Origin of the sequence: Streptomyces sp. NBC_01775 (assembly GCF_035917675.1) — a bacterium.
Lineage (GTDB): Bacteria > Actinomycetota > Actinomycetes > Streptomycetales > Streptomycetaceae > Streptomyces.
This window is the reverse complement of sequence record NZ_CP109104.1, coordinates 3,728,739-3,753,547: the sequence shown is the minus strand read 5'-3', so window position 1 is coordinate 3,753,547 and position 24,809 is coordinate 3,728,739. Positions and strand designations below refer to the sequence as shown.

The following is a 24,809-nucleotide window of genomic DNA, read 5'->3' as shown; positions in this document are numbered from 1 at the left end:
CCGTCACGGCTCTGTTCGCCCGGCTCCACTGCTCCCGCGGCTCCGCGGCTCTCGCGGCCTTATCGGCTCTCACAGCGGGACGGCTCTGTCCTCGCTCCAGGCCGTGTGCGGCGCGAAGCCGCGGTGGCCGACCTCGCCGAAGACCGTGACCGGCCCCTCCGCCGAGAGAGCCAGCAGTTTCCACAGCGCGCCCTCGGCTGTGCCCGGCGCTATGGGCAGTGCGAACTCAGCCTCGGCGTCGGCCAGTTGCCAGCCGCGCTCGCCTGCCTTCGCCGCCCCCGCTCCTGGGCCCGCCTCTGCCCCCGTCCCCGCCTCCGGAGGCGGCACCGGCACCACCTCGCGCAGGACGAACGGCCAGCCGTCCAGCCACGGGTCGGCACACAGCGCCTGCCCGTAGGCGCTCAGCGCGTCCGGCACGCTGCCGCCCGGCGGTGGGAAACCGGGCAGCGGTGCGCCGTGCCGCTCGCCGAGCGCGGCCCGCAGCGGACCGGCGCCCGGGTAGTACGCCAGGTCGGCTTCCAGCACCGTGCCCACCGGCAGCGCCAGCTCGGGTGCCCGGCCCCCGGCGCCGTAGGACAGGAGCAGCGCGCGGCGCCCCGTGGCGCGGCCGTGCAGCCAGACGCGCCGTGCCGTCAACCGCCCCTCCTCCGTGTCGCGCTGGGCCAGGACCAGCCATTCGTCGCGTATCAGGCTCCCCTCGTCCGCCAGCAGCTCCGCCGCCTCCACCGTCAGGCCCACCCGTGCCCTGACCGTCTCGGCGAGCGGCGCGGGCAGCGCGTCGAGGCGCAGGTATGCGCGGGCCAGCAGGTGCAGCAGGGCGCACTCCGACAGCAGCCGCTCGGGCCAGCCCTCCCCGGAGCCGGGGAGTGTTCCCAACTCCCTTATTCGGGCGGCGAGGCCGGGCGCCTGGGCGTCGACCATGCGGGCCGCCATTTCCTCCCAGGGCGCGTACCCCGCCTGGTCGGTGCCCGCGAGACCGCCGCGCAGCAGGTCGGCGAGCCGCTGCTCCAGCTCCTCGGCGCCCGCCGCTATCCGTGCGGCGCGCTGCCCCGCACGACGGCGCGTCCCCTCGGCCCGCGCGCCGGACCCCGAAGAGCCGCCTTCCGCCGGGCTGTCCGCTGCCGGGCCGTCAGCTGCTGTGCTGCCCGTCGCCGTGCTGCCCGCCGTGGGGTTGTCCGTCGCCGGGCCGGCTCCGCTTGGGCCGTTCCCGGCCGTGTCGTCTCTCGCTTCCTCCGTGTCCCTCGCCGCGCCGGCTCCGTCCTCCGTCCCCGCCGGACCCCCCGTCGTCCTTGTCGCTCCGTCCGCCGGTCTGCCCGGTGTCTTCCCCGCGGCGCGGTTCCTGCGGCCCTCCAGCCACGCGCCGGCCCACTCCGGAGGCTGTGGGGCCTCGGTCACCGCCGTCTCGTCCTCGGCCCACAAGAGCAGCAGGCCCACCGCGTGCTTGCAGGGGAACTTTCTGCTCGGACAACTGCACTTGTACGCAGGGCCCTGACCGCCGTTCAGCTCCACCACCGTCCGATACGGCGTGCTGCCGCTGCCGTTGCACAGCCCCCACACCGCGCCCCCGTCCGACCCGGCCTCCCTCCAGGGTCCGGGTGCCGACAGCTTGCTCCCCGCACGGCGTGACGTGTCGTCAGGCGCCAGCGCCATTACCTGCTCCGCCGTCCAGCGGACCGCCTGTCCACCCATGCGAAAGACGGTAGGCGGCGCCACTGACACTGCCCACTGGCCTGCTCATTTCCGCAGGTCAGGGCGATTGTCAGTGGCGGGGTGCATGGTGGATGACGGATCGGCCGAGGCGCTGCGGCGTGGGGGCAATTCCTTGGCCGTTCGCTTGCCTTTTTCTGTCATCAGTCCTGCGCGAAGGGGGAGTTGTGACCGAGAGCCCAGCCACCGGCCCGGCCGCCGCACTGCGACCGCACGCCGAGGACGCCTTCGCCGACGAGCTGACACTTCTGGCCGAGGTGGACGACCGGCCCCGGCCCGAGCGCTGGCGGCTGTCGCCCTGGGCGGTGGCGACGTATCTCCTGGGCGGCGAGCTGCCCGGGGGCCGGGTCGTCTCGCCCAAGTACGTCGGGCCGCGCCGCATTGTCGAGGTCGCCGTCAGCACGCTGGCCACCGACCGCGCGCTTCTGCTGCTCGGGGTGCCGGGCACGGCAAAGACCTGGGTGTCCGAGCACCTGGCCGCGGCCATCAGCGGTGACTCGACGCTGCTGGTCCAGGGCACGGCAGGCACGTCCGAAGAGTCCATCAGATATGGGTGGAACTACGCGGAGTTGCTCACCCACGGCCCCAGCCGGGCGGCGCTGGTGCCCAGCCCGGTGATGCGTGCGATGGCGGAGGGGATGACGGCGCGGGTCGAGGAGCTGACCCGTATCCCCGCCGATGTACAGGACACGCTGATCACCGTCCTGTCGGAGAAGACGCTGCCCCTCCCCGAGCTGGGCGAGGAGGTGCAGGCCGTCCGCGGCTTCAACCTGATCGCGACGGCCAACGACCGCGACCGCGGGGTCAATGAGCTGTCGAGTGCCCTGCGCCGCCGGTTCAACACCGTGGTGCTGCCGCTGCCCGAGACGGCGGAGGCCGAAGTCGAGATCGTGGCACGCCGCGTCGGGCAGCTCGGCCGCTCGCTCGATCTGCCGCCGGCCCCCGAGGGGTACGACGAGATCCGCCGGGTGGTCACCGTCTTCCGCGAGCTGCGCGACGGCGTCACCGAGGACGGCCGTACGAAGATCAAGTCCCCCTCGGGCACGCTCTCCACGGCCGAGGCCATCTCCGTCGTCACGGGAGGGCTCGCGCTGGCGGCGCACTTCGGGGACGGGGTGCTGCGCGCGAGCGACGTCGCGGCGGGGATCCTCGGCGCCGTCGTCCGTGACCCGTCCTCGGACGGGGTGGTCTGGCAGGAGTATCTGGAGGCCGTCGTGCGCGAGCGCGACGGATGGAAGGACTTCTACCGGGCCTGCCGAGAGGTGTCGGTATGACGGCGGCGAGGGCGACGGCGGGGGCCGGTGCCGTGGTGACCGGGCCGCTGTTGATGGGGGTGCGGCACCACGGCCCGGGCTCGGCCCGCGCGGTCCGCGCCACGCTGGAGTCCTACGCACCCCGGGTCGTGCTGATCGAGGGCCCGCCGGAGGCCGACGCGGTGGCGGGGCTCGCGGCGGACGAGGGCATGGTCCCGCCGGTGGCACTGTTGGCGCACGCGGTGAACGACCCGGGGAGGGCGGCGTTCTGGCCCCTCGCGGAGTTCTCGCCGGAGTGGGTGGCGATCCGCTGGGCGGCGGAGCGTGGCGTTCCGGTCCGCTTCATCGACCTGCCCGCTGCGCACTCCCTGGCGCTGTCCGAGGAGGACGAAAGGGGAGGAGAGACCGGCCCGGCAGACAGGGCGAAGAGGGCTGAGGGGGAGCCCGAGCCCGAGCCGGGTGAGGAGGGGGAGCAGACGGTCCCCGACGGCACCGACGGGGGTGGTGCCGTCGGGGACACCCACACGGAGGGGGACAGGGGTGGGGACGGCGGGTCGGCCGATACGGACGAAGGGGCGACCACCGGTACAGACACCGGCACCGGCACCGGTATTGGTACCGAAGCCGAAGCCGAAGCCGAAGCCGAAGCCGAAGCCGAAGCCGAAGCCGAAGCCGAAGCCGAAGCCGAAGCCGCCGACGACGACAGGGGCGGAGGCGGGGACAGGGGCGGAGGCGGGGACGGCATACGGCTCGACCCGTTGGCGGCGCTCGCCGAGGCGGCCGGGTACGACGATCCGGAGCGCTGGTGGGAGGACGCCGTCGAGCACCGAGGCGGCAGCGGGGGCAGCGAGGGCACCCAAGGGGCCGACCCGTACGAGCCGTTCGCCGCGCTCGGTGAGGCCATGGCCGAGCTGCGGGCCCGGCACGGCGACGGCGGCCACCGAAGAGATCTGATCCGCGAGGCCCACATGCGGCTGCGCCTGCGGGAGGCGCGCAAGGAGTTCGGTGACGCGGCGACGGCGGTGGTCTGCGGCGCCTGGCACGTGCCCGCGCTCACCGTGCCCACGACGGCGACGGCCGACCGCCGGATGCTCAAGGGCCTGCCCCGGGTGAAGGCCGAGGTCACGTGGGTGCCGTGGACCCACCGCAGGCTGGCGCGCCAGTCCGGATACGGCGCGGGCATCGCCTCGCCCGGGTGGTACGGACACCTGTTCTCCGTGCCGGACAAACCCGTGGAGCGATGGCTGATCAAGGCCGCCGGACTGCTGCGCGAGCAGGACCATCCCGTCTCCTCGGCGCACGTCATCGAGGCCGTACGGCTGGCGGAGACCCTGGCGGTGATGCGGGGCCGCCCGCTGGCCGGGCTCACGGAGACGACCGACGCCGCACGGGCCGTGCTGTGCGAAGGCTCGGACGTGCCGATGGGGCTGATACACGACCAGTTGGTGGTCGGGGACGTGCTGGGCGAGGTGCCGGAGGCAGCGCCGGCCGTGCCCCTCCAACGGGACCTGGTGCGCCGACAGCGCGCGGTGCGGCTCAAACCGGCTGCGGAAGAGCGGGAGTTGGGCCTGGACCTGCGTAAGGAGACCGACGCCGCACGCAGCAGACTGCTGCACCGGCTGCGGCTGCTCGGCATCGGCTGGGGTGAGCCGACGGCGGGGCGGACGGGCAGCACGGGCACGTTCCGGGAGAGCTGGCGGCTGCGCTGGGAGCCGGAGCTGTCGGTGCGCGTCGCCGAGGCGGGGATATGGGGCACGACCGTGTACGAGGCGGCGACGGCCAAGGCGCGCGGCGAGGCGGCGGAGGCGAGCGGCGCGTCGCTCGCCGAGGTCACGGCCCTGGCCGAACGGTGCCTGCTCGCCGAACTGCCGGACGCGCTGCCGGTGGTGATGCGGGTGCTCGCCGACCGCGCCGCGCTGGAGTCCGACGTGGGCCACCTCGCACAGGCCCTGCCCGCGCTGGTGCGCACGCTGCGCTACGGCGATGTGCGCGGCACCGACGCGGGTGCGCTCGCCGAGGTGGCCGGGGGCATGGCCGAGCGGGTGTGTGTGGGCCTCCCGCCCGCCTGCGCGGGGCTCGACGCCGAGGGCGCCCGCGACATGCGCGGACACCTGGACGCCGCACACCACGCGGTGAGCCTCCTCGCCCGGGACGAACACGCGGCGCCGGAGGTCACGGGGACGGAGCTCGCGGCTGTGGAGGCCACGGGGGAGGCGGGGGCGGCGGCCAGGGTGGACGGTGCCGCGCTGCTGGACAGCTGGCGGGGCGTGCTGCGGACGCTCGCCGAGCGTGACCGCCTCCCGGGCCTGATCCGGGGCCGCTGCACCCGATTGCTGCTGGACGACGGCCAGTTGGCGGACGAGGAGGCGGCGCGGCTGATGAGCCTTGTCCTCTCGCCCGGCACGCCACCAGCCGAGGCGGCGGTGTGGATCGAGGGCTTCCTCGCGGGCGGCGGAATGCTGCTCGTCCACGACGAACGACTGCTGACGCTGGTGGACCGCTGGCTGACGGGGGTGCCAGGGGGTGCGTTCACGGACGTACTGCCGCTGCTGCGGCGGACGTTCGCGGAGTACGAGGCGGGGGTGCGCCGCACCCTGGGCGAGTTGGTACGGCGCGGCCCGCAGGCCACGGCGGGCGGCGGGTCCGGTGCGGGGGCGGACAACGGCGCGGGGGTGGCCCTGCCCGGTTTCGGTTCCGGCCTGGAGACGGACCGGGCCGACGCGGTGCTGGCGACGGTGCGCCTGCTGCTGGGCGCCGACCCCACCAGCCCCACCAGCCCAGGGGGCACGACAGAGCCGGGTGGCACGACAGAGCCGGGCGGGGTGGCGAGTCCCGAAGACGCGAGGCGAAGGGAGGGCGCGGGCGTATGAGGACGGGTGAGGACCACAGGGGGAGCGTGCGGAACGCTGCGGGGGAGGGGCCGCAGCCACCCGAGACAGCTCTCGACCCGGACCAGCAGCGGGGACAAGCCCCGGAGCAGCGACGAGGACCGGCCCCCGAACGCGAGCCGGCCCCCCAGCGGGAGCGGACCCCCGAGCCCGAGCCCGCTCCCGAACCCCGGTCCGCTCCCGAGCCGGCCCCCGCCCCCGAACCCGGGCGCGAGCTGGATCCGGAGCAGGAGCGGATCAGGCGCTGGCGGATGGTGCTCGGTGGCGGCGAGGCGGACGGCACGGGCTGCGCCCTCGGGTCAACCGACAGCGGTATGGACCGCACGCTCGAAGTTGTCTACGGCGCAGGCGGCACCGGAACCGGAACCGGAACCGGAACCGGCACAGGTACGGGCACCGGAGCCCGGGGCGGCGGCGGACTCGGCGCCTCCGCGCCGCACGTGTCCCGGTGGCTGGGCGATATCCGTACCTACTTCCCCAGCTCCGTCGTACAGGTCATGCAGCGGGACGCCATCGACCGGCTCGGGCTCGCCTCGCTGCTGCTGGAGCCGGAGATGCTGGAGGCCGTCGAGCCGGACGTCCACCTCGTCGGCACCTTGTTGTCGCTGAACAAAGCGATGCCCGAGACCAGCAGGGAGACGGCGCGCGCGGTGGTGCGCAAGGTCGTCGCCGAGCTGGAGAAGCGGCTGGCCGCGCGGACCCGTTCGACGCTCACGGGGGCGCTCGACCGGTCCGCGAAGGTCAGCCGCCCTCGCCACCGCGACATCGACTGGAACCGCACCATCCGGGCCAACCTCAAGAACTACCTGCCCGAGCACGGCACGATCGTGCCGGAGCGGCTGATCGGCTACGGCCGGGCCGCGCGGTCCGTCAAGAAGGACGTCATCCTGTGCGTCGACCAGTCGGGATCGATGGCGTCCTCCGTCGTCTACGCCTCGGTGTTCGGCGCCGTCCTCGCCTCCATGCGGACGCTGGACACCCGGCTGGTCGTCTTCGACACCAATGTGGTGGATCTGACCGAGGACCTGGACGACCCGGTCGATGTCCTCTTCGGCACCCAGCTGGGCGGCGGCACCGACATCAACCGCGCGCTGGCCTACTGCCAGTCGCGCATCAGCCGCCCGGCGGAGACCGTCGTCGTCCTGATCAGTGATCTGTACGAGGGAGGGATACGCGAGGAGATGCTCAAGCGGGTCGCGGCCATGAAGGCCGCCGGCGTGCGGTTCGTCACTCTGCTCGCCCTCTCCGACGAGGGGGCCCCGTCCTACGACCGCGAGCACGCGGCGGCGCTCGCCGCGCTGGGCGCTCCCGCCTTCGCCTGCACCCCCGACCTGTTCCCCGAGGTGATGGCAGCGGCCTTGGAGAAGCGCCCTCTCCCGATCCCGGCCTAGCGCGACCACGACCACGAGCGCGACGTACGACTACGAGCGCGACGACGTACGACCACGTGCACGACCACGACAACGTACGACCACGTGCACGAACCATCCCCGCAGCACGGTCACTTCCCGCCGGGACGGCGGGCGAAAGGTGGCTGACAGACGCAGGGAGCCGCCCCCGCACGGATACGTCCTGTGACCGTTGTCACCGCTCAGGTGTGACCTGCGATTTAGGCAGCACACGTACGCAGAGCTAACCTGCAAGGCGGACATGCCGCGCGATCCGTGGACGCCGCGGCCCTGCGGCACGCCCACGCTGACATCGACCGCGAGACCACTGATTAAGGGGACGGACGCGCGTGGACCTGTTCGAGTACCAGGCGAGGGACATCTTCGCCAAGCATGACGTACCGGTGCTGGCCGGTGAAGTCATCGAGACGCCTGAGTCGGCGCGCGAGGTGACCGAGCGGCTCGGCGGCCGGGCGGTCGTCAAGGCGCAGGTCAAGACCGGCGGCCGTGGCAAGGCCGGTGGCGTGAAGCTGGCCTCCGACCCGGCGGACGCGGTCGAGAAGGCCGGCCAGATTCTGGGCATGGACATCAAGGGCCACACGGTCCACAAGGTGATGCTGGCCCAGACCGCCGACATCGCGGAGGAGTACTACGTCTCCTTCCTCCTCGACCGCACCAACCGCACCTTCCTGGCCATGGCCTCCGTCGAGGGCGGTGTCGAGATCGAGGAGGTCGCGGCCACCAAGCCCGAGGCGCTGGCCAAGATCCCGGTGGACGCCATCGAGGGCGTCACCGACGCGAAGGCCCGCGAGATCGCCGAGGCCGCGAAGTTCCCGGCCGAGCTGATCGACCAGGTCGCCAACGTCCTCATCAAGCTGTGGGACGTCTTCATCAAGGAAGACGCCCTGCTCGTCGAGGTGAACCCGCTGGTCAAGACCGGTGACGGCAAGGTCATCGCGCTGGACGGCAAGGTGTCGCTGGACGCCAACGCCGACTTCCGCCAGCCCGACCACGAGGCCCTTGAGGACAAGGCCGCGGCCAACCCGCTGGAGGCGGCGGCCAAGGCCAAGGGCCTCAACTACGTCAAGCTCGACGGCCAGGTCGGCATCATCGGCAACGGCGCGGGCCTGGTCATGTCCACCCTCGACGTGGTGGCCTACGCCGGCGAGAAGCACAGCGGCGTCAAGCCCGCCAACTTCCTCGACATCGGCGGCGGCGCCTCCGCCGAGGTGATGGCCAACGGCCTGGAGATCATTCTCGGTGACCCGGACGTCAAGTCCGTCTTCGTGAACGTCTTCGGCGGCATCACCGCCTGTGACGCGGTCGCCAACGGCATCGTGCAGGCGCTCGAGCTGCTCAAGTCCAAGGGCGAGGACGTCAACAAGCCGCTGGTCGTGCGCCTCGACGGCAACAACGCCGAGCTGGGCCGCAAGATCCTGACCGACGCCGACCACCCGCTGGTGCAGCAGGTGGACACGATGGACGGGGCGGCCGACAAGGCTGCCGAGCTGGCTGCCAAGTAAGCCCGGACGAGACCGAACGAGGACACCGACACACCATGGCTATCTTCCTCAACAAGGAGAGCAAGGTCATCGTCCAGGGGATGACCGGCTCGGAGGGCCAGAAGCACACCAAGCGGATGCTGGCCTCCGGCACCAACATCGTCGGCGGTGTGAACCCGCGCAAGGCGGGCACGACCGTTGACTTCGACGGCACCGAGGTGCCCGTCTTCGGCGGCGTCAAGGAGGCCATCGAGGCCACCGGCGCCGACGTCACCGTGATCTTCGTACCCCCGAAGTTCAGCAAGGACGCCGTCGTCGAGGCGATCGACGCGGGCATCGGCCTGGCCGTCGTGATCACCGAGGGCATCGCCGTCCACGACACCGCGTACTTCTGGGACTACGCCTCCCAGAAGGGCAACAAGACGCGGATCGTCGGCCCGAACTGCCCGGGTCTGATCACCCCCGGCCAGTCCAACGCGGGCATCATCCCGGCCGACATCACCAAGCCGGGCCGCATCGGCCTGGTCTCGAAGTCCGGCACGCTGACGTACCAGATGATGTACGAGCTGCGCGACATCGGCTTCTCGACCTGCGTCGGCATCGGCGGTGACCCGGTCATCGGCACCACGCACATCGACGCCCTCAAGGCGTTCGAGGCCGACCCCGACACCGACCTGATCGTGATGATCGGTGAGATCGGCGGCGACGCCGAGGAGCGTGCGGCCGACTTCATCAAGGAGAACGTGACCAAGCCGGTCGTCGGCTACGTCGCGGGCTTCACGGCGCCCGAGGGCAAGACCATGGGCCACGCCGGCGCCATCGTCTCCGGCTCCTCCGGCACCGCGCAGGCGAAGAAGGAGGCCCTGGAGGCCGCGGGCGTGAAGGTCGGCAAGACCCCGTCCGAGACCGCGCGCCTGGCACGCGAGCGCCTCAACGGCTGAGCGTCGGCGGGCCCCCGAGTGAGGGGCGCGCCGAACGTGCTGACGGGCCCGTACCCCTCTGGGGTGCGGGCCCGTCAGCTTGCGCGGCCCTGCCCGGCGCCCTCATGGATCCGTCCTCCCGCCCCTCGTCGCTCTCCATGAAGTCCTCCAGCTGGACGCGCTCATTGGTGGAGCGCAGCTGCGGCAGGTAGGCGTGGGTGGCCGGTTCGGCGGGCCCTGGCAGCGGGCGCCCGGAGCGCGGTGTCGCGGGAGCGGAGGCGGCCGACGCCGGGCCGCCCGGCCGGACGGAGGCGGACACGGAGGCGGAGCCGTCCGGGAGGGGCACGGCGGGGCCGGTGCCGGCCGGGGCCGTCTCCGGGAGGAAGACGCTGCGCGAGTACGGCCACTTCGCCGGCTCCCGGGAAGCGCCGTCGCTGTCGACGGTGAGCAGGGTGAAGACCGTCGCCGCCGTCACGGTCGCGGTCAGGCCGACGGAGGCCCGCGTCCAGCGCCGCGTAGTGAACTCGCTGCCGCGCCGTACGAGGCGGGACGGTACGGGACGCACCGGCTGGGCGGCGGCCAGCTCCCGCAGTCTGCGCCCGACGAGCGCGGCACGTTCCTCATCCGGCGTCTCGCGCAGCTCCGGCCAGCCGAGCGCGAGCGCGGCCCGTGCGTGGTTGACCCTGGCTGCGGTCGCCCGGGTGCTGGCCTCCGTCTCGGCCGCGGTGTCCGGCAGAGTCAGCCCGAGGCCGTCGAACAGCAGGAGCGCCGCGCGGTAGAGGCGCGGCAGCCGCAAGAACGCCTCCAGCATCGCCTTGTCCTCGGGCGGGCCCGGGTACGCCTCGGGCCGCCGGTGGCCGGGGTGCAGCTGGTGCCAGGGGGAGAGCGCGTACTCGTACGCGGTCGCCCGCACCCAGCCTGCGGGGTCGCTGCTCGCCATGACCTCGGGCCAGCGCTGCCACGCCTGGTGAAACGCCCAGGCCACCGCCCGCCGGGCCACCCGGCGGTGCCCGCACAGCAGGAACGCCTGCCGGGTCAGGGCCCGCGCCTGCCGCACGTACAGCTGATCGAACGCTTCGACGGGGCCACCCTCCAGCGGCTCCGGCACAGCCGTCCGGGCGAAGTCGTCCTCCGGCCCCCGCACGGGGGGCTCCGCGTTGTGCGGCTGCGGCGCGGCGCGCGGCGCGGGCGCCGCCTGCGGTACGGGTACGGGGACGGGCACCCGCACCGACACCACCCGCACCTCGGAACGGGGCGCCGGGGCCGATGGGGTGGACGGTCGGTTGCCGACGTCCGTGTCCGGGGCTGGGGCTGGGTCCGGGGTCGGGGTCGGGGCCGTGTCCAGGCCCGGGTCGGGGGTATCGGGAGGGGCCGGGCGGGTGGTCTTGCCAGAAGTTTCTCCCGTCTCTCCTGTCTCCTCCGCCTCCGACTCTTCCGACTCCTCCGCCTCCTCCGTCGTGCCTTCGGCCTCGCCTTTGGTCACGGCCCCGGTCCCGGCCTCGCCTTCGGTCACGGTTGCGTCCGAGGCCCCGGTGTCGGCCTCGGGCGCAGCCTCAACGGGGGCCTGCGGCTCGGCCTCCGCCGCCGGCTGCTCGCCCCCAGCGGGGGAATCCCGCGCCGCCCCCATGGACTCCGGCGGCGCTGGTGTGGCCTCCGCGGCCCCCAGGGTTTCCGCCGCCCCCATGAGCTCCGCCGCCCCCGTGGTCTCCGTCGCCCCCGTGGGCTCTGGTACCGGCTTGGTCTCCGGCGCCGACTGGGGCTCCGGCCCCTCCTCGGGCTCCGGGCCTGCTTCGGGCTGAGGCTCTTCCTTGGGCCCGGCCTCTGCCTGGGGCCCGGCGCCCGCCTCGCGCTTCAGTGCTGCCTTGGGCCGCGGTCCCATCTCAGGCGGGGGAGCCGTCTTCTTCAGGGTGGAGTGCTTTTTGGTGGAGTGTTTCTTGGGGGCGGGCTTCCGCTGGGGCGCCCCCGCGCCCCCCTTCACGGGGACCGGCGTCGAGGCGTCCGGCCTCTTCGCCGACCGCTTCCGCGCTGAGCTGCGCTTCTTCCTCGCCGGGGAGGCGGCATCGGGGGCGGACGGGGCGTCAGACTTATTCGGAGAGGCGCCCGTTGCCGCGCCAGTGGGGTCGGAAGAAAGGTGCATAACGTATAGCTTGTGCGACACAGCGATGAATTGCCCGCTACTAGGGCAAAACGGGTGTTCTTGGCAGCATGACGGCGTGAGCCAATTGACGCACCGCGGCCCATCGTTGTCCTCGGGCCGCAGCCACCACCGGCCCGTGCCCCTCACCAGCGGCTGGCTGCTGGGCGGCGCTGTTGCCGCCGTGCTCGGCCTCGGCGGGTTCGCCGTGGTCGTCCTGCTGCTGTGGACCGTCTCGCCGTATCCCGACAGCGGGGCTGACGGCGCGTTGCAGACGGCCGCCGACCTGTGGCTGCTGGCGCACGGCGTGCAACTCGTACGTCAGGAGACCCTGTCGGGCGTGCCCGCACCCGTGGGGGTGACACCGCTGATGCTGACGGTCGTACCCGTCTGGCTGCTGTGGCGGGCCACCCGGGAGGGGCTGGACGCCCGGCTGGAGGCGAGCACCGGGCACACCGCGCTGACCGCCGCCGGATGGGTCTGCGGCGGCTATCTGTTGGTCGGGGCCGCCGCTGCCGCCTACACCTCGGGCGGCCCGCTCCAGGTGGACGCGTTCAGCGTGGTGTGGCGCCTGCCCCTGAGCGTCGCTTCCGTCGCCTGCGGGTGCGTGGCCTTCGGGCAGCGCCGCTCGGCGCACTCGATCCGGGTGGCGCTCTCCGCCCGGCTGCCGGGCGCGCTCCTGCCGCGCGTCGCCCCGCGCGTCCTGACGCGCGAACGCGTCGCCGTTGCGGCGCAGGCCGCCACCGCCGCGACGGTGGTGCTGTGCGGCGGGGGAGCGCTGCTGCTGACGGGCGCCGTGCTGTGGCACACGAGCGCCGTATTGGACGCCTTCCCGCAGCTCACCGCCAGCGCCTCGGGGCAGTTCGCGCTGCTGGTGCTCGCGGTGGCGCTGCTGCCGAACGCCGTCTTGTGGGCCATGGCCTACGGTCTCGGGCCGGGATTCTCCCTCGGCGCCGGAAGCGTGGCCGGGCCGGCCGTCGCTTCCGGATACCCGCACCTGCCCCCGTTTCCGCTGCTCGCCGCCGTGCCGGAAGAGGGAACGGGCGGTGCCTTGGAGTGGTGTCTGGCGGGAGCGGTACCGCTGCTGGGCGGGCTGATGTGCGGCTGGTGGGCGGGCCGCTCGAAGGCGGCTGTCGGCCCCCTCGCCTCCCTCGCACCGGATGCCGCGTCGCGTTTCCGCGCACCGGATGCCGCGTCGCTTTTCGGCGCACCGGATGGTGCGAGTTCTTCCCCCGCACCGGATGCCGGGAGTTCTCCGTACGGCCCCTCCGGCGTGAACACCGGCCACGACGGGGCGGGGTGGCGGTCCGTCATGGTGATGGTGCCCCTCGCCGCCGTGCTGTGCGGCGCGGCCGTGGCGCTGCTCACCGCGTGCGCGGGTGGCGCGCTCGGCAGCGGGAACCTGGCCCACCTCGGACCGCACTGGTGGCAGACCGGGGGCGCAGCCTGCGCCTGGATGCTCGTTGTCGGTCTTCCCACCGGGCTCTGGGCGCGGTGGTGGACCGTACTGAGCACCCGCCGCGCGGCAGCGGCGGCACGGCACGAGGCGGAGCTCGCCGCCCTCGCCCCGCTGCACGGCCCCGACGAGGACTGGCACACGGACGAGGCACGGCGGGCGCGCTGGTCGGCGATGAAGAAGGCATCCGGCGGGCTGATGCCCGGCTTCGAGCCGGGGGACCCGAGGGATTGCGGCTTCTTCGCGCAGGACGACGGCTTCGGGCACCTCGGCGGATACGACGATCACGCGGCGGCCGGGGAACCCGTCGGCCAGGACCCCCTCAGCGAGCCCGGCGCCCCGGGCGGCGCCGGCACTCCGGGTGACCCCAGCGCCCCGGAAGACGCCGACCCCCTGGGCGACGCCGGCACTCCGCAGGACGCCGGCACTCCCCAGGACTCCAGCACCCCGGACGAGGCCGGCAGCCCAGGTGACCCCGGCGCCTCAAGTGACTACGGCACTCCGAGCGAGCCCGGCGACGACGCCCCGTCGTCTGCCACTGAGCCGAACGCCGCGGACTCGACGCGCCACCCGGCACCCCCGGATTCCGAGAACGACGAGGACGACGAGGACGACGAGGACGGCGAGAACGGCGGGGGCGACGAGGACGACGAGCACCCCAAGCACCTGGAGCACCCGAAACACCAGGAGAACCCCGAGGTCGACGAGCACTCCGACGACCCCGAGAAGGACTTCTCCCGGCCGGACTAGCCACCGAGTGCGTCAGGGGCTGTTCTCCAGCAGGGGGCGCAGCCGCTCCGGCAGGTGCTGTTTGCAGTCGTCGCGCGAGGACTGGGTGAGGGCGTCCTGCTGGCAGGTGTAGTAGTCCTGGTAGACGGACTGGAACGTGAACGTCGCGGCCACGATCGCCAGCGTCAGGCTCGCGGTGACCAGCCCGCTGATGGCCGCCGTCCGCTTGGCCTTCGCCGCCTGCGCGGGGGTCACGGCCAGCGGGACCGGCGGCTTGCCGTCCGCCCGGCCGCCGCCCTCGCGGTCATCGTTGCCGCCGCTGTCGGCACCGTCGCCGCTCTCAGGGGGGCGGGCGGTGCCCGCGACGTCCTCGGCTGTGGCCCTCACCCCACGGCTCCGCTTGGCTCCGCCCTTGGCGCCTGCCCTGCCGCCCGCCTCCCTGGCGGACTTGGGCTGCTTGCCGCGCAGCGCGCTGATGCCCCAGTAGACCGAGAGCACTCCGAGCAGCAGGGCGACCTCCGGCAGGCTCAGGAGCGAGAAGAACAGCCCCCAGATACCGGCGTGCAACGCGTAGCGGGCGTGCCGCTGGAGCGGGTCGGTCGGGTCCCAGCGCATGCCCTTCTGGGTGCCCGGCCCCTTGTCCCCATTGCCGCCGCCGCTGCCGTTCCCGTTGTCGCCGCTGCCGGTGCTTCCGGGACCGCCGCCGAAGCCGCCGCTCTGCCGTCCGGGCTGGCGGCTGCTCCACTGGCTGCCCCACGCCGAACGTTCCTTGTCCCCCTCGGACCCCGAACCGGTCCCGGACCCCGAACCGGAACCCCCTTCGCCCTCACCCTTCCCCTGCGCCGAGCCCGAGCCCGAGCCGGAACCCGAGCCGGAACCTGAGCCGGACCCCGAACCGGAATCCGACGAGACCCGGCGCGGCTCCCACGGCTGGTCCGGCTGCCCCTCCGGCGGTGGCGCGAAGGGGTTGTCCTCGCGGGAGGTGCTGTCGGATGCTGCCGCACGGCGGCGTCGGTCGGTCATCTGGTGTGTGTCTTCCCTCATCGCTTCCGCGTCGCTGCCACGGCACTGCGGCCCGCGGACCCCGCTGCGGAGCCCGCACCGGACATGCACAGGGCCCGTACCAGGACCGTGTCCCTGACGCTACCTTCCGCATGCGCCCCCGTCCCGTGGGGGCCGCCCGGAGTGCCGGTATCGTTGCCGACGGTCGGACGCTTCGTAGAGTTCCCCGGAAATCTCCGGTCCTCGTCCTTGTACGACCACACAATCCCGTCTCCCCCGTGAGAGAGAGCCCAGTCGTGGCCGCGCAGTCCTTCCGCCCCGCCCGCCCGGCGCGCCTGGTGGTCCTGGTGTCCGGTTCGGGCACGAATCTCCAGGCGCTGCTCGACGCGGCGGCCCAGGATCCCGCGCCGCCCTACGAGATCGTGGCCGTGGGAGCCGACCGTGGCGGTATCGCCGGTCTGGAGCGTGCCGAGCGGGCCGGAATTCCCACCTACGTGTGCCGCGTCAAGGACTTCGTCACCCGCGAGGAGTGGGACGCCGCCCTGGCGGAGGAGACAGCGGCGCACACGCCGGACCTGGTGGTCTCGGCCGGGTTCATGAAGATCGTCGGCCCCCGGTTCCTGGCGCTTTTCGGCGGGCGGGTCCTCAACACCCACCCCGCGCTGCTCCCCAGCTTCCCCGGTGCCCACGGCGTACGTGACGCGCTCACGTACGGCGCGAAGGTGACCGGGTGCACCGTCCACTTCGTCGACGACGGCGTCGACACCGGGCCCGTGATCGCGCAGCGCGCCGTCGAGGTCCTGGAAGAGGACTACACCGACAACGGTGCCGCACTGCATGAGCGGATCAAGGAAGTCGAGCGACGGCTGCTCGTCGAGGTCGTGGAGCGTCTCGCCCGCGACGGCTACACGATCGAGGGGCCGAATATGAGAAGGGTACGACTGGGTCATGAGTGAGAGTGCTGCGATGAGCGCCAAGCGACCGATCCGCCGCGCGCTGATCAGCGTGTACGACAAGAGCGGCCTGGAGGAGCTGGCACAGGGGCTGCACGCCGCCGGGGTCCAGCTCGTGTCCACCGGCTCGACCGCGAAGAAGATCGCCGCGGCCGGTGTCCCGGTCACGCCGGTCGAGGATGTGACCGGCTTCCCGGAGTGTCTGGACGGGCGGGTCAAGACCCTGCACCCGCGCGTGCACGCCGGGATCCTCGCCGACCAGCGGCTGGACGCACACCGCGAGCAGCTGGCGGAGCTGGGTGTCGAACCGTTCGAGCTGGTCGTCGTCAATCTCTACCCGTTCGAGGAGACGGTCGCCTCCGGTGCCTCCCCCGACGAGTGCGTGGAGCAGATCGACATCGGCGGCCCCTCGATGGTGCGCGCCGCCGCCAAGAACCACCCCTCGGTCGCGGTCGTCGTCAACCCCGGCCACTACGGCGAGGTCCTCAAGGCCGCCGAGGACGGCGGCTTCGACCTGGCGGCCCGCAAGCGGCTGGCGGGCGAGGCGTTCCGCCACACCGCGGCCTACGACGTGGCGGTCGCGGGCTGGTTCGCGGGGGACTACACCGAGGAGGGTGCCGGCTCCTCGGCGTTCCCCGGCTTCCTCGGTGTGACCTACGAGCGCAAGAACGTGCTGCGCTACGGCGAGAACCCGCACCAGCCCGCCGCCCTCTACACGGGTGGCTGCGGCGGTCTGGCGGAGGCGGAGCAGCTGCACGGCAAGGAGATGTCGTACAACAACTACGTCGACACCGAGGCGGCGCGCCGTGCGGCCTACGACCACGCCGAGCCGTGCGTCGCGGTCATCAAGCACACCAACCCGTGCGGTATCGCCGTGGGCGCCGACGTCGCCGAGGCGCACCGCAAGGCGCACGCCTGCGACCCGCTGTCGGCCTACGGCGGCGTGATCGCCGTCAACCAGCCGGTCTCGGCCGCGATGGCGGAGCAGGTCGCGGAGATCTTCACCGAGGTCATCGTCGCGCCCGCCTACGAGGACGGCGCCGTGGAGGTCCTCTCCCGCAAGAAGAACATCCGCGTGCTGCGCTGCCCCGAGGCGCCGCAGGCGCCCGCCGAGTTCCGCCCCATCGACGGCGGCGGCCTCGCGCAGGTCAAGGACGTCTTCCAGGCCGAGGGCGACGACCCGGCCAACTGGCAGCTGGCGGCCGGCCCGGCGCTGGCGGCGGACGAGCTGGACGAACTGGTCTTCGCGTGGCGGGCGAGCCGCGCGGTGAAGTCCAACGCCATCCTGCTCGCCAAGGACCGCGCGACCGTGGGCGTCGGCATGGGCCAGGTCAACCGCGTCGACTCGGCACGACTGGCCGTGCAGCGCGCCGGTGAGGAGCGCGCACAGGGCTCCTACGCGGCGTCCGACGCGTTCTTCCCCTTCCCCGACGGTTTCGAGGTGCTGGCCGAGGCCGGGGTCCGCGCGGTCGTCCAGCCGGGGGGATCGGTGCGCGACGAGCAGGTCGTCGAGGCCGCGAACGCCGCCGGGGTGACGATGTACTTCACCGGCACCCGGCACTTCTTCCACTGACACCGGGCGGGTCTCTTTCCGAGTCCCTCCGGCACGAGGGGGAGTCCCTCCGAGCACAACGGGAACGGGCCACTCGCCGCGGCGAGTGGCCCGTTCCCGTTGTCGTGGGCTGTGCGTCCCGGAGGCTCAGTGGCGCGGCCTGTTGAACCACTGGCTCGCGGTGTTCAGCGAGCAGAAGACGATCGTGAGCACGGCGGTTGCCAGCCACAGCAGGCCCGCGAAGACCTGGCCGACCGCGGCGTCGCCGCTTCCCAGCGCGCCCAGGACGCCCAGCAGCGGGCACAGGGCGTTGATCGAGGCGGCGATGATCGCGGTGACGCGGGTGCCGATGCCGCCCTTGCCGAACATCGCGGCGGGCACGATGTGCAGCGCGGCCAGGCCACCGAGCAGGAGGAAGAAGAGGAGGCCGATGCCGACCGCGGCGCCGTCCGCCGAGCCCACGCCGGGCAGGTCGTTCAGCATGCTGCCGGCCGCCAGACCGCCGATGAGCGGGAAGAGCGAGAAGAGCCCCCACAGCGACCCCGCGAAGAAGAGCAGCACGCGCGCCGTGATGAGCTGCCCCGGCATGCTGACGGACCGTGCCATGGGGCCGCCCGGGTAGGCGGCGCCCGGGTAGGCGGGCATGCCGCCCTGCTGCGGATAGCCGTACTGGGGCGGGGGGCTCTGCTGCGGGTATCCGTAGGGGGCGCCCTGCTGGGGAGCCGCGTACGGATTGTTCGGGTTCTGGCCAGGAGGCGGGGGGTAGCTCACGAGCTGTTTCCTCCGACGGGGTTGAGGGAGCGGATGGGGCCGAGTGACTCCGGAGAATCACGGCCTGCTCTCAGCGACATCGCCGCCTCCCCCGGTGTCGGCGTCGCACCGCCGGCCCTCCCTGGAACTGCCCGACGCCTCGCCCAATGGTGATGGTGGGAATGTCGCACTGTCCAGCCGGAATTCCCGACTGTGGCGAATCCGCAATGCCAGGTCAGCCCTGATCCGACGCCCGTCCGGTACGGAGCTTCACACCAACTGCCCCGCCAGTACGTCCAGATGCCCCTCGTGCACAAGGTCGAACCGGAGTGCGAACCTGGCCAGGGCCTCGTGTGTGGCCGCGTCGCCGTCCGGCGTGCGCAGCCGCAGCTTCAGCCGCAGATAGTCGATGTTCCAGGAGACGGCGGCCGGTGAGACCTCGGGCCACACCGGGCGCAGACGCTCCGTCAGCTCCTCCGCCGTGGGCACCGGAGCCGCGGCGTCCCCGGTACGCAGGCCCGCCTCGCACAGCGCGGCCAGGACGAGGAAGTAGCGGCACGAGTGATCCAGCGGGTAGGGGCACGGGAAGGGGTCGAAGAGCCAGTCCTCGGTATCGCCCGCCCCGTCCCCTCCGTCCCCTCCGACCGTCGCGCCCGTGATGCCGGGGAGCCCGCCTCCCGCCGTCAGGTAGTCATGGCGCGGCGCCATGACGTCGAAGCAGCAGCCGGGCCTCGGTCCGGCGCTGTCGCTGTTGGCGTCGGCGTCGGCGCAGAGCATCACGCGCGCGAACTCGAACGGGACCGGCGCGTCCGCCCTGCCCGGCGCGACCCTGATGTGCTCCCCCACGCCCTCGGGATTCGCCACGACGTAGGTCTGATCGCGGCTGAAGTTGGTGAGTATCCAGAAGGCGCCCGTGGCTGTGATCTCTCCCGCCGCGCAGGGGACCGCGGGATGGGAGAGGGTCAGGCCGCTGCCTGCCGGTGCCGTCCGGCCGAAGCGCAGCGTCTGGCCGGGCTCCAGCCGGTGCTGCTCCTCGGGGCCCCGGCACCCGTCCGGGACGATGATCACGCTGAACACGTCCGGCAGCCTATTGACTCTCGGTGGCTGCTCACAACGGAGCGTAGGGGTAGCAGGGACGCACATGAACGGTCCTTTGCCATCCCGTTGCCGGAGCGGCTCCGGGAGAGTGACACCGGCCCTCCGGAATGTGTCCTCGGCCCCCGGAACGTGTCCTTGAGAGCTCGCTGCCGCGTCCCGAGTGCCACCTGATTGGAGACCTCGGCACCGCATCCGCGAGGATGGACACATGACCGCCCAGATTCTCGATGGCAAGGCCACCGCAGCCGCGATCAAGTCCGATCTCACCGTGCGCGTCGAGGCGCTCAAGGCCCGGGGCATCACCCCCGGGCTGGGCACGGTGCTCGTCGGTGAGGACGTCGGTTCCCAGAAGTACGTCGCCGGCAAGCACCGCGACAGCGGCCAGATCGGCATCAACTCCATCCAGCGCGAGCTGCCGGCGACCGCCACCCAGGAGGAGATCGAGGCGGTCGTCCGCGAGCTGAACGAGGACCCGGCCTGCACCGGCTACATCGTCCAGCTCCCGCTGCCCAAGGGCGTGGACACCAACCGGGTGCTGGAGCTGATGGACCCGGACAAGGACGCCGACGGGCTCCACCCGACGAACCTCGGCCGCCTCGTCCTGAACCAGCCCGGCCCGCTGCCCTGCACCCCCGAAGGCATCGTCGTGCTGCTGCGGCGCTACGGCGTCGAACTGAACGGCGCCCACGTCGTCGTGGTCGGCCGGGGCGTCACCGCCGGGCGCCCGCTGCCGCTGCTGCTCACCCGGCGCAGCGAGAACGCGACCGTGACCCAGTGCCACACCGGCACCCGCGACCTGCCCGCCCTGCTGCGTCAGGCCGACATCATCGTCGCGGCGGCGGGCGTGCCGCACCTGGTCAAGCCGGAGGATGTGAAGCCCGGCGCCGCCGTCCTGGACGTGGGCGTCAGCCGGGACGAGAACGGCAAGATCGTCGGCGATGTGCACCCCGGCGCGTACGACGTGGCGGGCTGGATCTCGCCGAACCCGGGCGGCGTCGGACCGATGACGCGGGCCCAGTTGCTGGTGAACGTGGTCGAGGCGGCCGAGCGGTCCCTGGCCTAGCGGCTCTGGCGGCACCGGGCGTTCGTGTCATGGCCGACGACGTGAAAGGGATCCGTGCGATGGGTGCGGAGAAGGCGGCTGAGCCGCGGAAGAAGTCGCGGCGCTTTCCGGCGCTGACGCGGGATACCGCGCGGCCGGAGGGCGGCGGACGCGCCATAGGGGGCGAGCATCCGGCGCCCTACCGGCAGTGGCCCCTGCTCGCCGTGTGCGCGGGGGTCTTCATCGGACTCCTGGTGACGGTCCTGGAGTTCCGGGTGGGCACCCTGATCGTGGGGTTCTCGATGCTGGGCGGGGCCGCGCTGCGCTGGTTGCGGCCCTCGGTCGGCATGCTCGCGGTGCGCTCGCGCTTCACCGACCTGATCACCTATGGCGTGCTGGGCCTGGCGATCGTGCTGCTGGCGCTGATGGCCCAGCCCGACCCCCCGCTCTCGCTGCCCTTCCTGGAGCCGGTGGTGCGCTTCTCCATCCGCTGAGCGGCCTCGCGGCCGGCCCATGCCGTGGCCGGCGGCCGGATGACCGAGACGGTGGCCCGTCCCTCCCCGTGGAGGGACGGGCCACCGTCGTCCTGGACGGCGCGCTCTGGGCGGCGCGCTCGGATACCGGGTCGTTTTCGTGGGGCATCCGGACGGCGACCGCGTCGAGGTGCGCGTACCCGGACCCCCTCCGCAGGCCTGGACCATCGACGGCGGATATGAGACAGGGCAGTGGTGCTCCACGCCGATGGTGCCTGTACAAGTGTGCGACGTGGACCGGGTGCGGGGTGGCTGGTGACCCGCGAGGGTGAGCGGCACGTGCTTCGTGACCCCCGTCCGAGTGCCCGAGCGGGGGCTCTTTCAGGCTGGTTTCTCGCCATATGGCCGGTGCCCGACCGGAACTGGCCGCCCCGGAGGCTGGCACACTAGGGCGCGCGCGTTACCGAACCGGGGTGTGCGCGGGTATGGGCATTGGCCCGTAATGCTCCCGTGCGCCCCCATTCCCGGAACTGAGATCCTGGCTGTCTGCATCCCCCTGGGTAGCCAGTACGAGCCCGGGGCGAGCGCCGGCACGGGGGAAGACAGCACAGTCGGGGGGACAAGGGGGAGGCAATGCCTCGTTGGAGGGCGCTACCGGAGGAACTGGATCCGCAGATCCGGGAATTCGCGAGCCAGCTGCGGCGACTCGTCGACCGCAGTGATTTGAGCGTCGCCACCATTGCTGACCGCACCGGGTACAGCAAGTCTTCGTGGGAGCGCTATCTGAACGGGCGGCTGCTGCCGCCGCGCGGCGCGACCCAGGCACTCGCCGAGGTGACGGGCACGGATGTGCGCCACCTCGGCACCATGTGGGAGCTGGCCGAACGGGCGTGGAGCCGCAGCGAGATGCGGCACGACGTCACCATGGAGGCCATACAGGTCGCGCAGGCGCGGGCCGCGCTGGGTGAGTTCGACGAAGAGCCCGGGAAGGGGCGCCGTCGGCGCAAGAGCAAGGGCGGGGGGTCCGCCGCGGGGGGCGCGCGGGCGGCCTCGTCCTCCTCGGGCGCGGCCCGCGATTCCGCCGTGCCGGCGGGCCCGGTGGCCCCCGCGGGTCCCGTGGCGCCCGCCTCGGGACCGTCGTCGGCCTCGCACGCTCCCAGCCGGGAGACGAGCGGACCCGAGGACGGCACACGCGCGCTGCCCATCGAGGACACAACGCCGTCCGGCGCACCGGACAACGGCACGGCCGTGCTGCGCAAGGACGCGATCAGGGCGGCGGGAAGTGCGGCCGGTACGCGCGAGCGCGGGGCGTCCGGACCACAGGGGCGGCCCTCCGGGTACGCCACGCCCCAGCCGCGCGTCGATGTGACGTCGTGGGGCGCGGCGGCGACGGGCACGCGCCCCGCCTCCCCGGGGACTCCCGCCTCCCCTGCGTCCCCCACGTCACCTGTCCCGGGAGGAACCGGAGGAATCAGAGGAACCGGAGGAATCCCGGGCACCGGAGGAAGGGGTCCCGGAGCGGGCGGCGGCGACGATGGCGGGCCCGCGACCAGCGTGCTGCCACCGGTCCCGGCGGGCGGCGCACCCGGCATGGCGGGTGCTCCCGTCCCAGGCGGTCCCCAAGACCCCGGCGAGTCCGGCGGGTCCGGGGCGGCCACGGGAGGCGGCAGGACGGGCGGCAGGGGCAAGCCGAAGGAGGGAGCGGGGCGGCGCCGGGTGACGATGTTCCTGGCGGGCATCGTGGGCGCGCTCGTGGTGATAGCGGCTGCGGTGCTCTTCTTCGACCTGAGCGGCGGGAGCGAGGACTCCGCCGACCCGAAGCCCTCGCAAGCCAAGAAGAGCGAAAATCTCCCCTCCGGAGTGAAGTGCTCGGGCAAGAGCTGCTCGGGCAAGGACCCCGAGACCATGGGCTGTGGCGGGCAGTACGCCAAGACCAGCAGCTCGGCGTGGGTGGGCCCCAGCTTCGTCGAGGTGCGCTACAGCAAGGTGTGCAAGGCGTCCTGGGCCCGCATCACCAGCGCGACCACGGACGACGCGCTGCGCGTCCTGGGGCCGGGCAGCCAGAAGGAGAGCGACAAGGTGGGCACGACGAACGACGCCTACACCGAGATGGTCTCCGTGGGGAAGGCCGCGGACGCCCGCGCGTGCGCCACGCTCGTGGCCGGCGGCAAGGGCTGCACCGTCCCCGGAAAGACCGCCCGCTAGGTCCTCCACCCGCCTCCGCCCCCTCTCCGCAGGGCCTGACCAGCTCCCCCGTCCCCGCCCCGCCCCCGGCCCAACGCTCCGGACGGACCCGGGGGTGAGGCGGGGCGGGGGTCGGATAGCCTGGCGGATGGGTCTCTTGACGTAGAGAGACTTCCGGCCACCCGCCAGCCACGTCAGGTACTACGGAGAACGCCATGACCCGCACTCCCGTCAACGTCACTGTCACCGGCGCCGCCGGCCAGATCGGCTACGCGCTGCTCTTCCGGATCGCCTCCGGCCAGCTGCTGGGCGCCGATGTGCCGGTCCGGCTGCGCCTGCTGGAGATCACTCCGGCGCTGAAGGCCGCCGAGGGCACCGCGATGGAGCTGGACGACTGTGCCTTCCCGCTGCTCCAGGGCATCGACATCAGCGACGACCCGAACGTCGCCTTCGACGGTGCGAACGTCGCCCTCCTCGTCGGCGCCCGTCCCCGCACCAAGGGCATGGAGCGCGGCGACCTGCTGGAGGCCAACGGCGGCATCTTCAAGCCGCAGGGCAAGGCCATCAACGACCACGCCGCGGACGACATCAAGGTTCTCGTCGTCGGCAACCCGGCCAACACCAACGCGCTGATCGCGCAGGCGTCGGCCCCTGACGTGCCGGCCGAGCGGTTCACCGCCATGACCCGCCTCGACCACAACCGCGCGCTCACCCAGCTCGCGAAGAAGACCGGCTCCTCGGTCTCCGACATCAAGAAGCTGACGATCTGGGGCAACCACTCCGCGACGCAGTACCCCGACATCTTCAACGCGGAGATCGCGGGCAAGAACGCCGCGCAGGTCGTGAACGACGAGAAGTGGCTGGCCGAGGACTTCATCCCGACCGTCGCCAAGCGCGGCGCCGCGATCATCGAGGCGCGCGGCGCCTCCTCCGCGGCCTCCGCCGCGAACGCGGCGATCGACCACGTCCACACCTGGGTCAACGGCACCGCCGACGACAACTGGGCCTCCATGGGCATCCCCTCGGACGGCTCCTACGGCGTGCCCGAGGGCATCATTTCCTCCTTCCCGGTCACCACGAAGGACGGCAAGTACGAGATCGTCCAGGGCCTGGAGATCAACGAGTTCTCGCGCACGCGCATCGACGCCTCCGTCAAGGAGCTCTCGGAAGAGCGCGACGCGGTGCGGGGCCTCGGCCTGATCTGAGCCTGTCGGCGTCCGAGCTTGTGGACGTCCGCGCCTGTGGCGTTTGAGCTTGTGGACGTCCGAGCTTGTGGGTGTTTGAGCCCGCTCCGGAGGGCCCGTACGGATCGTGTGATCCCTGCGGGCCCTCCGCCGTGTGGCGCCCGCTTCGCGTGGGAGCGCGCGGGGATCTGCACCTGTTCGCGGTTCGGGGCGCAGCCGCCAGGCCGATATCCGCCGCCACCGTCGGCTGGAATGGGCTGATGGGCGATGCGCCCTTCTTCGTGACGAAAATCTTCCCCGACCGGGCGGAGAGGTCGAGACCAGTTGCGGTATGAGCGGCGCGCTCGGAGTTCGCCTGGTGGACGTGCCTCGTTGTGCGGCTGAGATGCCGCGTTGATGCCGTCCGCGCTGCCAATCGACCTGTCGCCCCCGTCGAGAATTCTGGTCTTGCCCGATCCCAATGGGGCTATGGGCCTGGGTGCATGGCCCTGGTGGCCAGGACATTCAGCAGGCACCGAACCGGTGGAGGACGCGGCGGGGCTTAACGCACGATGATCCGTTTCTTAACTGACCCATAAATCTCCAGAGGTTGAA

Annotated in this window: 17 protein-coding genes; 12 read left to right on the top strand and 5 right to left on the bottom strand. The window is 72.6% G+C overall.

Annotated features, from left to right (window positions below; genetic code table 11):
* Window positions 1-69 precede the first annotated feature (69 nt).
* Complete coding sequence (locus OHB04_RS16650; protein ID WP_326807722.1) at window positions 70-1,689, bottom strand: SWIM zinc finger family protein; 1,620 nt, start codon at window positions 1,687-1,689, stop codon at window positions 70-72.
* A 185-nt stretch (window positions 1,690-1,874) separates the two neighbouring features.
* Here OHB04_RS16650 and OHB04_RS16645 point away from each other — a divergent pair, with 185 nt between their 5' ends.
* The 5 genes from OHB04_RS16645 (at window position 1,875) to sucD (ending at window position 9,679) form a co-directional block, all read left to right on the top strand.
* Window positions 1,875-2,981: an ATP-binding protein gene (locus tag OHB04_RS16645; RefSeq protein ID WP_326807721.1), complete on the top strand. Its 1,107-nt coding sequence runs from the start codon at window positions 1,875-1,877 to the stop codon at window positions 2,979-2,981.
* Window positions 2,978-5,830, top strand: coding sequence for a DUF5682 family protein (locus OHB04_RS16640; RefSeq protein WP_326807720.1), 2,853 nt, complete (start codon window positions 2,978-2,980; stop codon window positions 5,828-5,830). Before OHB04_RS16645 ends, OHB04_RS16640 begins: the two co-directional genes overlap by 4 nt.
* 269 nt (window positions 5,831-6,099) lie before the next feature.
* Window positions 6,100-7,239 (top strand): VWA domain-containing protein, encoded by a 1,140-nt coding sequence (locus tag OHB04_RS16635; RefSeq protein ID WP_326809462.1) that lies wholly within the window; start codon window positions 6,100-6,102, stop codon window positions 7,237-7,239.
* A 347-nt stretch (window positions 7,240-7,586) separates the two neighbouring features.
* A complete protein-coding gene (gene sucC / locus OHB04_RS16630; protein WP_326688479.1) occupies window positions 7,587-8,759 on the top strand; it encodes an ADP-forming succinate--CoA ligase subunit beta in 1,173 nt (390 codons plus the stop codon).
* Between the two features lie 35 nt (window positions 8,760-8,794).
* Window positions 8,795-9,679, top strand: coding sequence for a succinate--CoA ligase subunit alpha (sucD, locus tag OHB04_RS16625; protein WP_326688478.1), 885 nt, complete (start codon window positions 8,795-8,797; stop codon window positions 9,677-9,679).
* Here the strand turns inward: sucD and OHB04_RS16620 are convergent.
* Window positions 9,669-11,537, bottom strand: coding sequence for a hypothetical protein (locus OHB04_RS16620; protein WP_326807719.1), 1,869 nt, complete (start codon window positions 11,535-11,537; stop codon window positions 9,669-9,671). The two genes, sucD and OHB04_RS16620, sit on opposite strands and share 11 nt — an antisense overlap.
* Window positions 11,538-11,871: 334 nt before the next feature.
* Here OHB04_RS16620 and OHB04_RS16615 point away from each other — a divergent pair, with 334 nt between their 5' ends.
* Window positions 11,872-13,998: a cell division protein PerM gene (locus OHB04_RS16615; protein ID WP_326807718.1), complete on the top strand. Its 2,127-nt coding sequence runs from the start codon at window positions 11,872-11,874 to the stop codon at window positions 13,996-13,998.
* Between the two features lie 12 nt (window positions 13,999-14,010).
* Here the strand turns inward: OHB04_RS16615 and OHB04_RS16610 are convergent, their stop codons facing one another.
* Window positions 14,011-15,000, bottom strand: coding sequence for a hypothetical protein (locus tag OHB04_RS16610; RefSeq protein WP_326807717.1), 990 nt, complete (start codon window positions 14,998-15,000; stop codon window positions 14,011-14,013).
* Between the two features lie 275 nt (window positions 15,001-15,275).
* On the opposite strand from OHB04_RS16610, the gene purN reads away from it, so the two are divergent.
* Window positions 15,276-15,935, top strand: coding sequence for a phosphoribosylglycinamide formyltransferase (purN, locus tag OHB04_RS16605; protein WP_326809461.1), 660 nt, complete (start codon window positions 15,276-15,278; stop codon window positions 15,933-15,935).
* Complete coding sequence (gene purH, locus OHB04_RS16600) at window positions 15,928-17,505, top strand: bifunctional phosphoribosylaminoimidazolecarboxamide formyltransferase/IMP cyclohydrolase (protein WP_326807716.1); 1,578 nt, start codon at window positions 15,928-15,930, stop codon at window positions 17,503-17,505. Before purN ends, purH begins: the two co-directional genes overlap by 8 nt.
* A gap of 126 nt (window positions 17,506-17,631) precedes the next feature.
* Here purH and OHB04_RS16595 read toward each other — a convergent pair whose 3' ends face one another.
* Both OHB04_RS16595 and OHB04_RS16590 read right to left on the bottom strand, forming a co-directional pair.
* On the bottom strand, window positions 17,632-18,255 hold the full coding sequence (locus tag OHB04_RS16595) for a hypothetical protein (protein ID WP_326688473.1): 624 nt from the start codon (window positions 18,253-18,255) through the stop codon (window positions 17,632-17,634).
* Between the two features lie 249 nt (window positions 18,256-18,504).
* Entirely contained in the window at window positions 18,505-19,311 is an 807-nt protein-coding gene (locus OHB04_RS16590; RefSeq protein ID WP_326688472.1) for a hypothetical protein, read from the bottom strand.
* Between the two features lie 229 nt (window positions 19,312-19,540).
* On the opposite strand from OHB04_RS16590, the gene OHB04_RS16585 reads away from it, so the two are divergent.
* The 4 genes from OHB04_RS16585 (at window position 19,541) to OHB04_RS16570 (ending at window position 24,236) form a co-directional block, all read left to right on the top strand.
* Window positions 19,541-20,395 carry a bifunctional methylenetetrahydrofolate dehydrogenase/methenyltetrahydrofolate cyclohydrolase gene (locus OHB04_RS16585; RefSeq protein WP_326807715.1) on the top strand — a complete coding sequence of 285 codons (855 nt, stop codon included), beginning with the start codon at window positions 19,541-19,543 and terminating at the stop codon, window positions 20,393-20,395.
* Window positions 20,396-20,454: 59 nt separating this feature from the next.
* Complete coding sequence (locus OHB04_RS16580; protein ID WP_326688470.1) at window positions 20,455-20,868, top strand: DUF3017 domain-containing protein; 414 nt, start codon at window positions 20,455-20,457, stop codon at window positions 20,866-20,868.
* A 612-nt stretch (window positions 20,869-21,480) separates the two neighbouring features.
* Window positions 21,481-23,052, top strand: coding sequence for a helix-turn-helix domain-containing protein (locus OHB04_RS16575; RefSeq protein ID WP_326807714.1), 1,572 nt, complete (start codon window positions 21,481-21,483; stop codon window positions 23,050-23,052).
* Between the two features lie 194 nt (window positions 23,053-23,246).
* The gene (locus tag OHB04_RS16570; RefSeq protein ID WP_326688468.1) at window positions 23,247-24,236 is read left to right on the top strand and encodes a malate dehydrogenase; all 990 of its coding nucleotides are present in this window, start codon (window positions 23,247-23,249) and stop codon (window positions 24,234-24,236) included.
* Window positions 24,237-24,809: the final 573 nt, after the last annotated feature.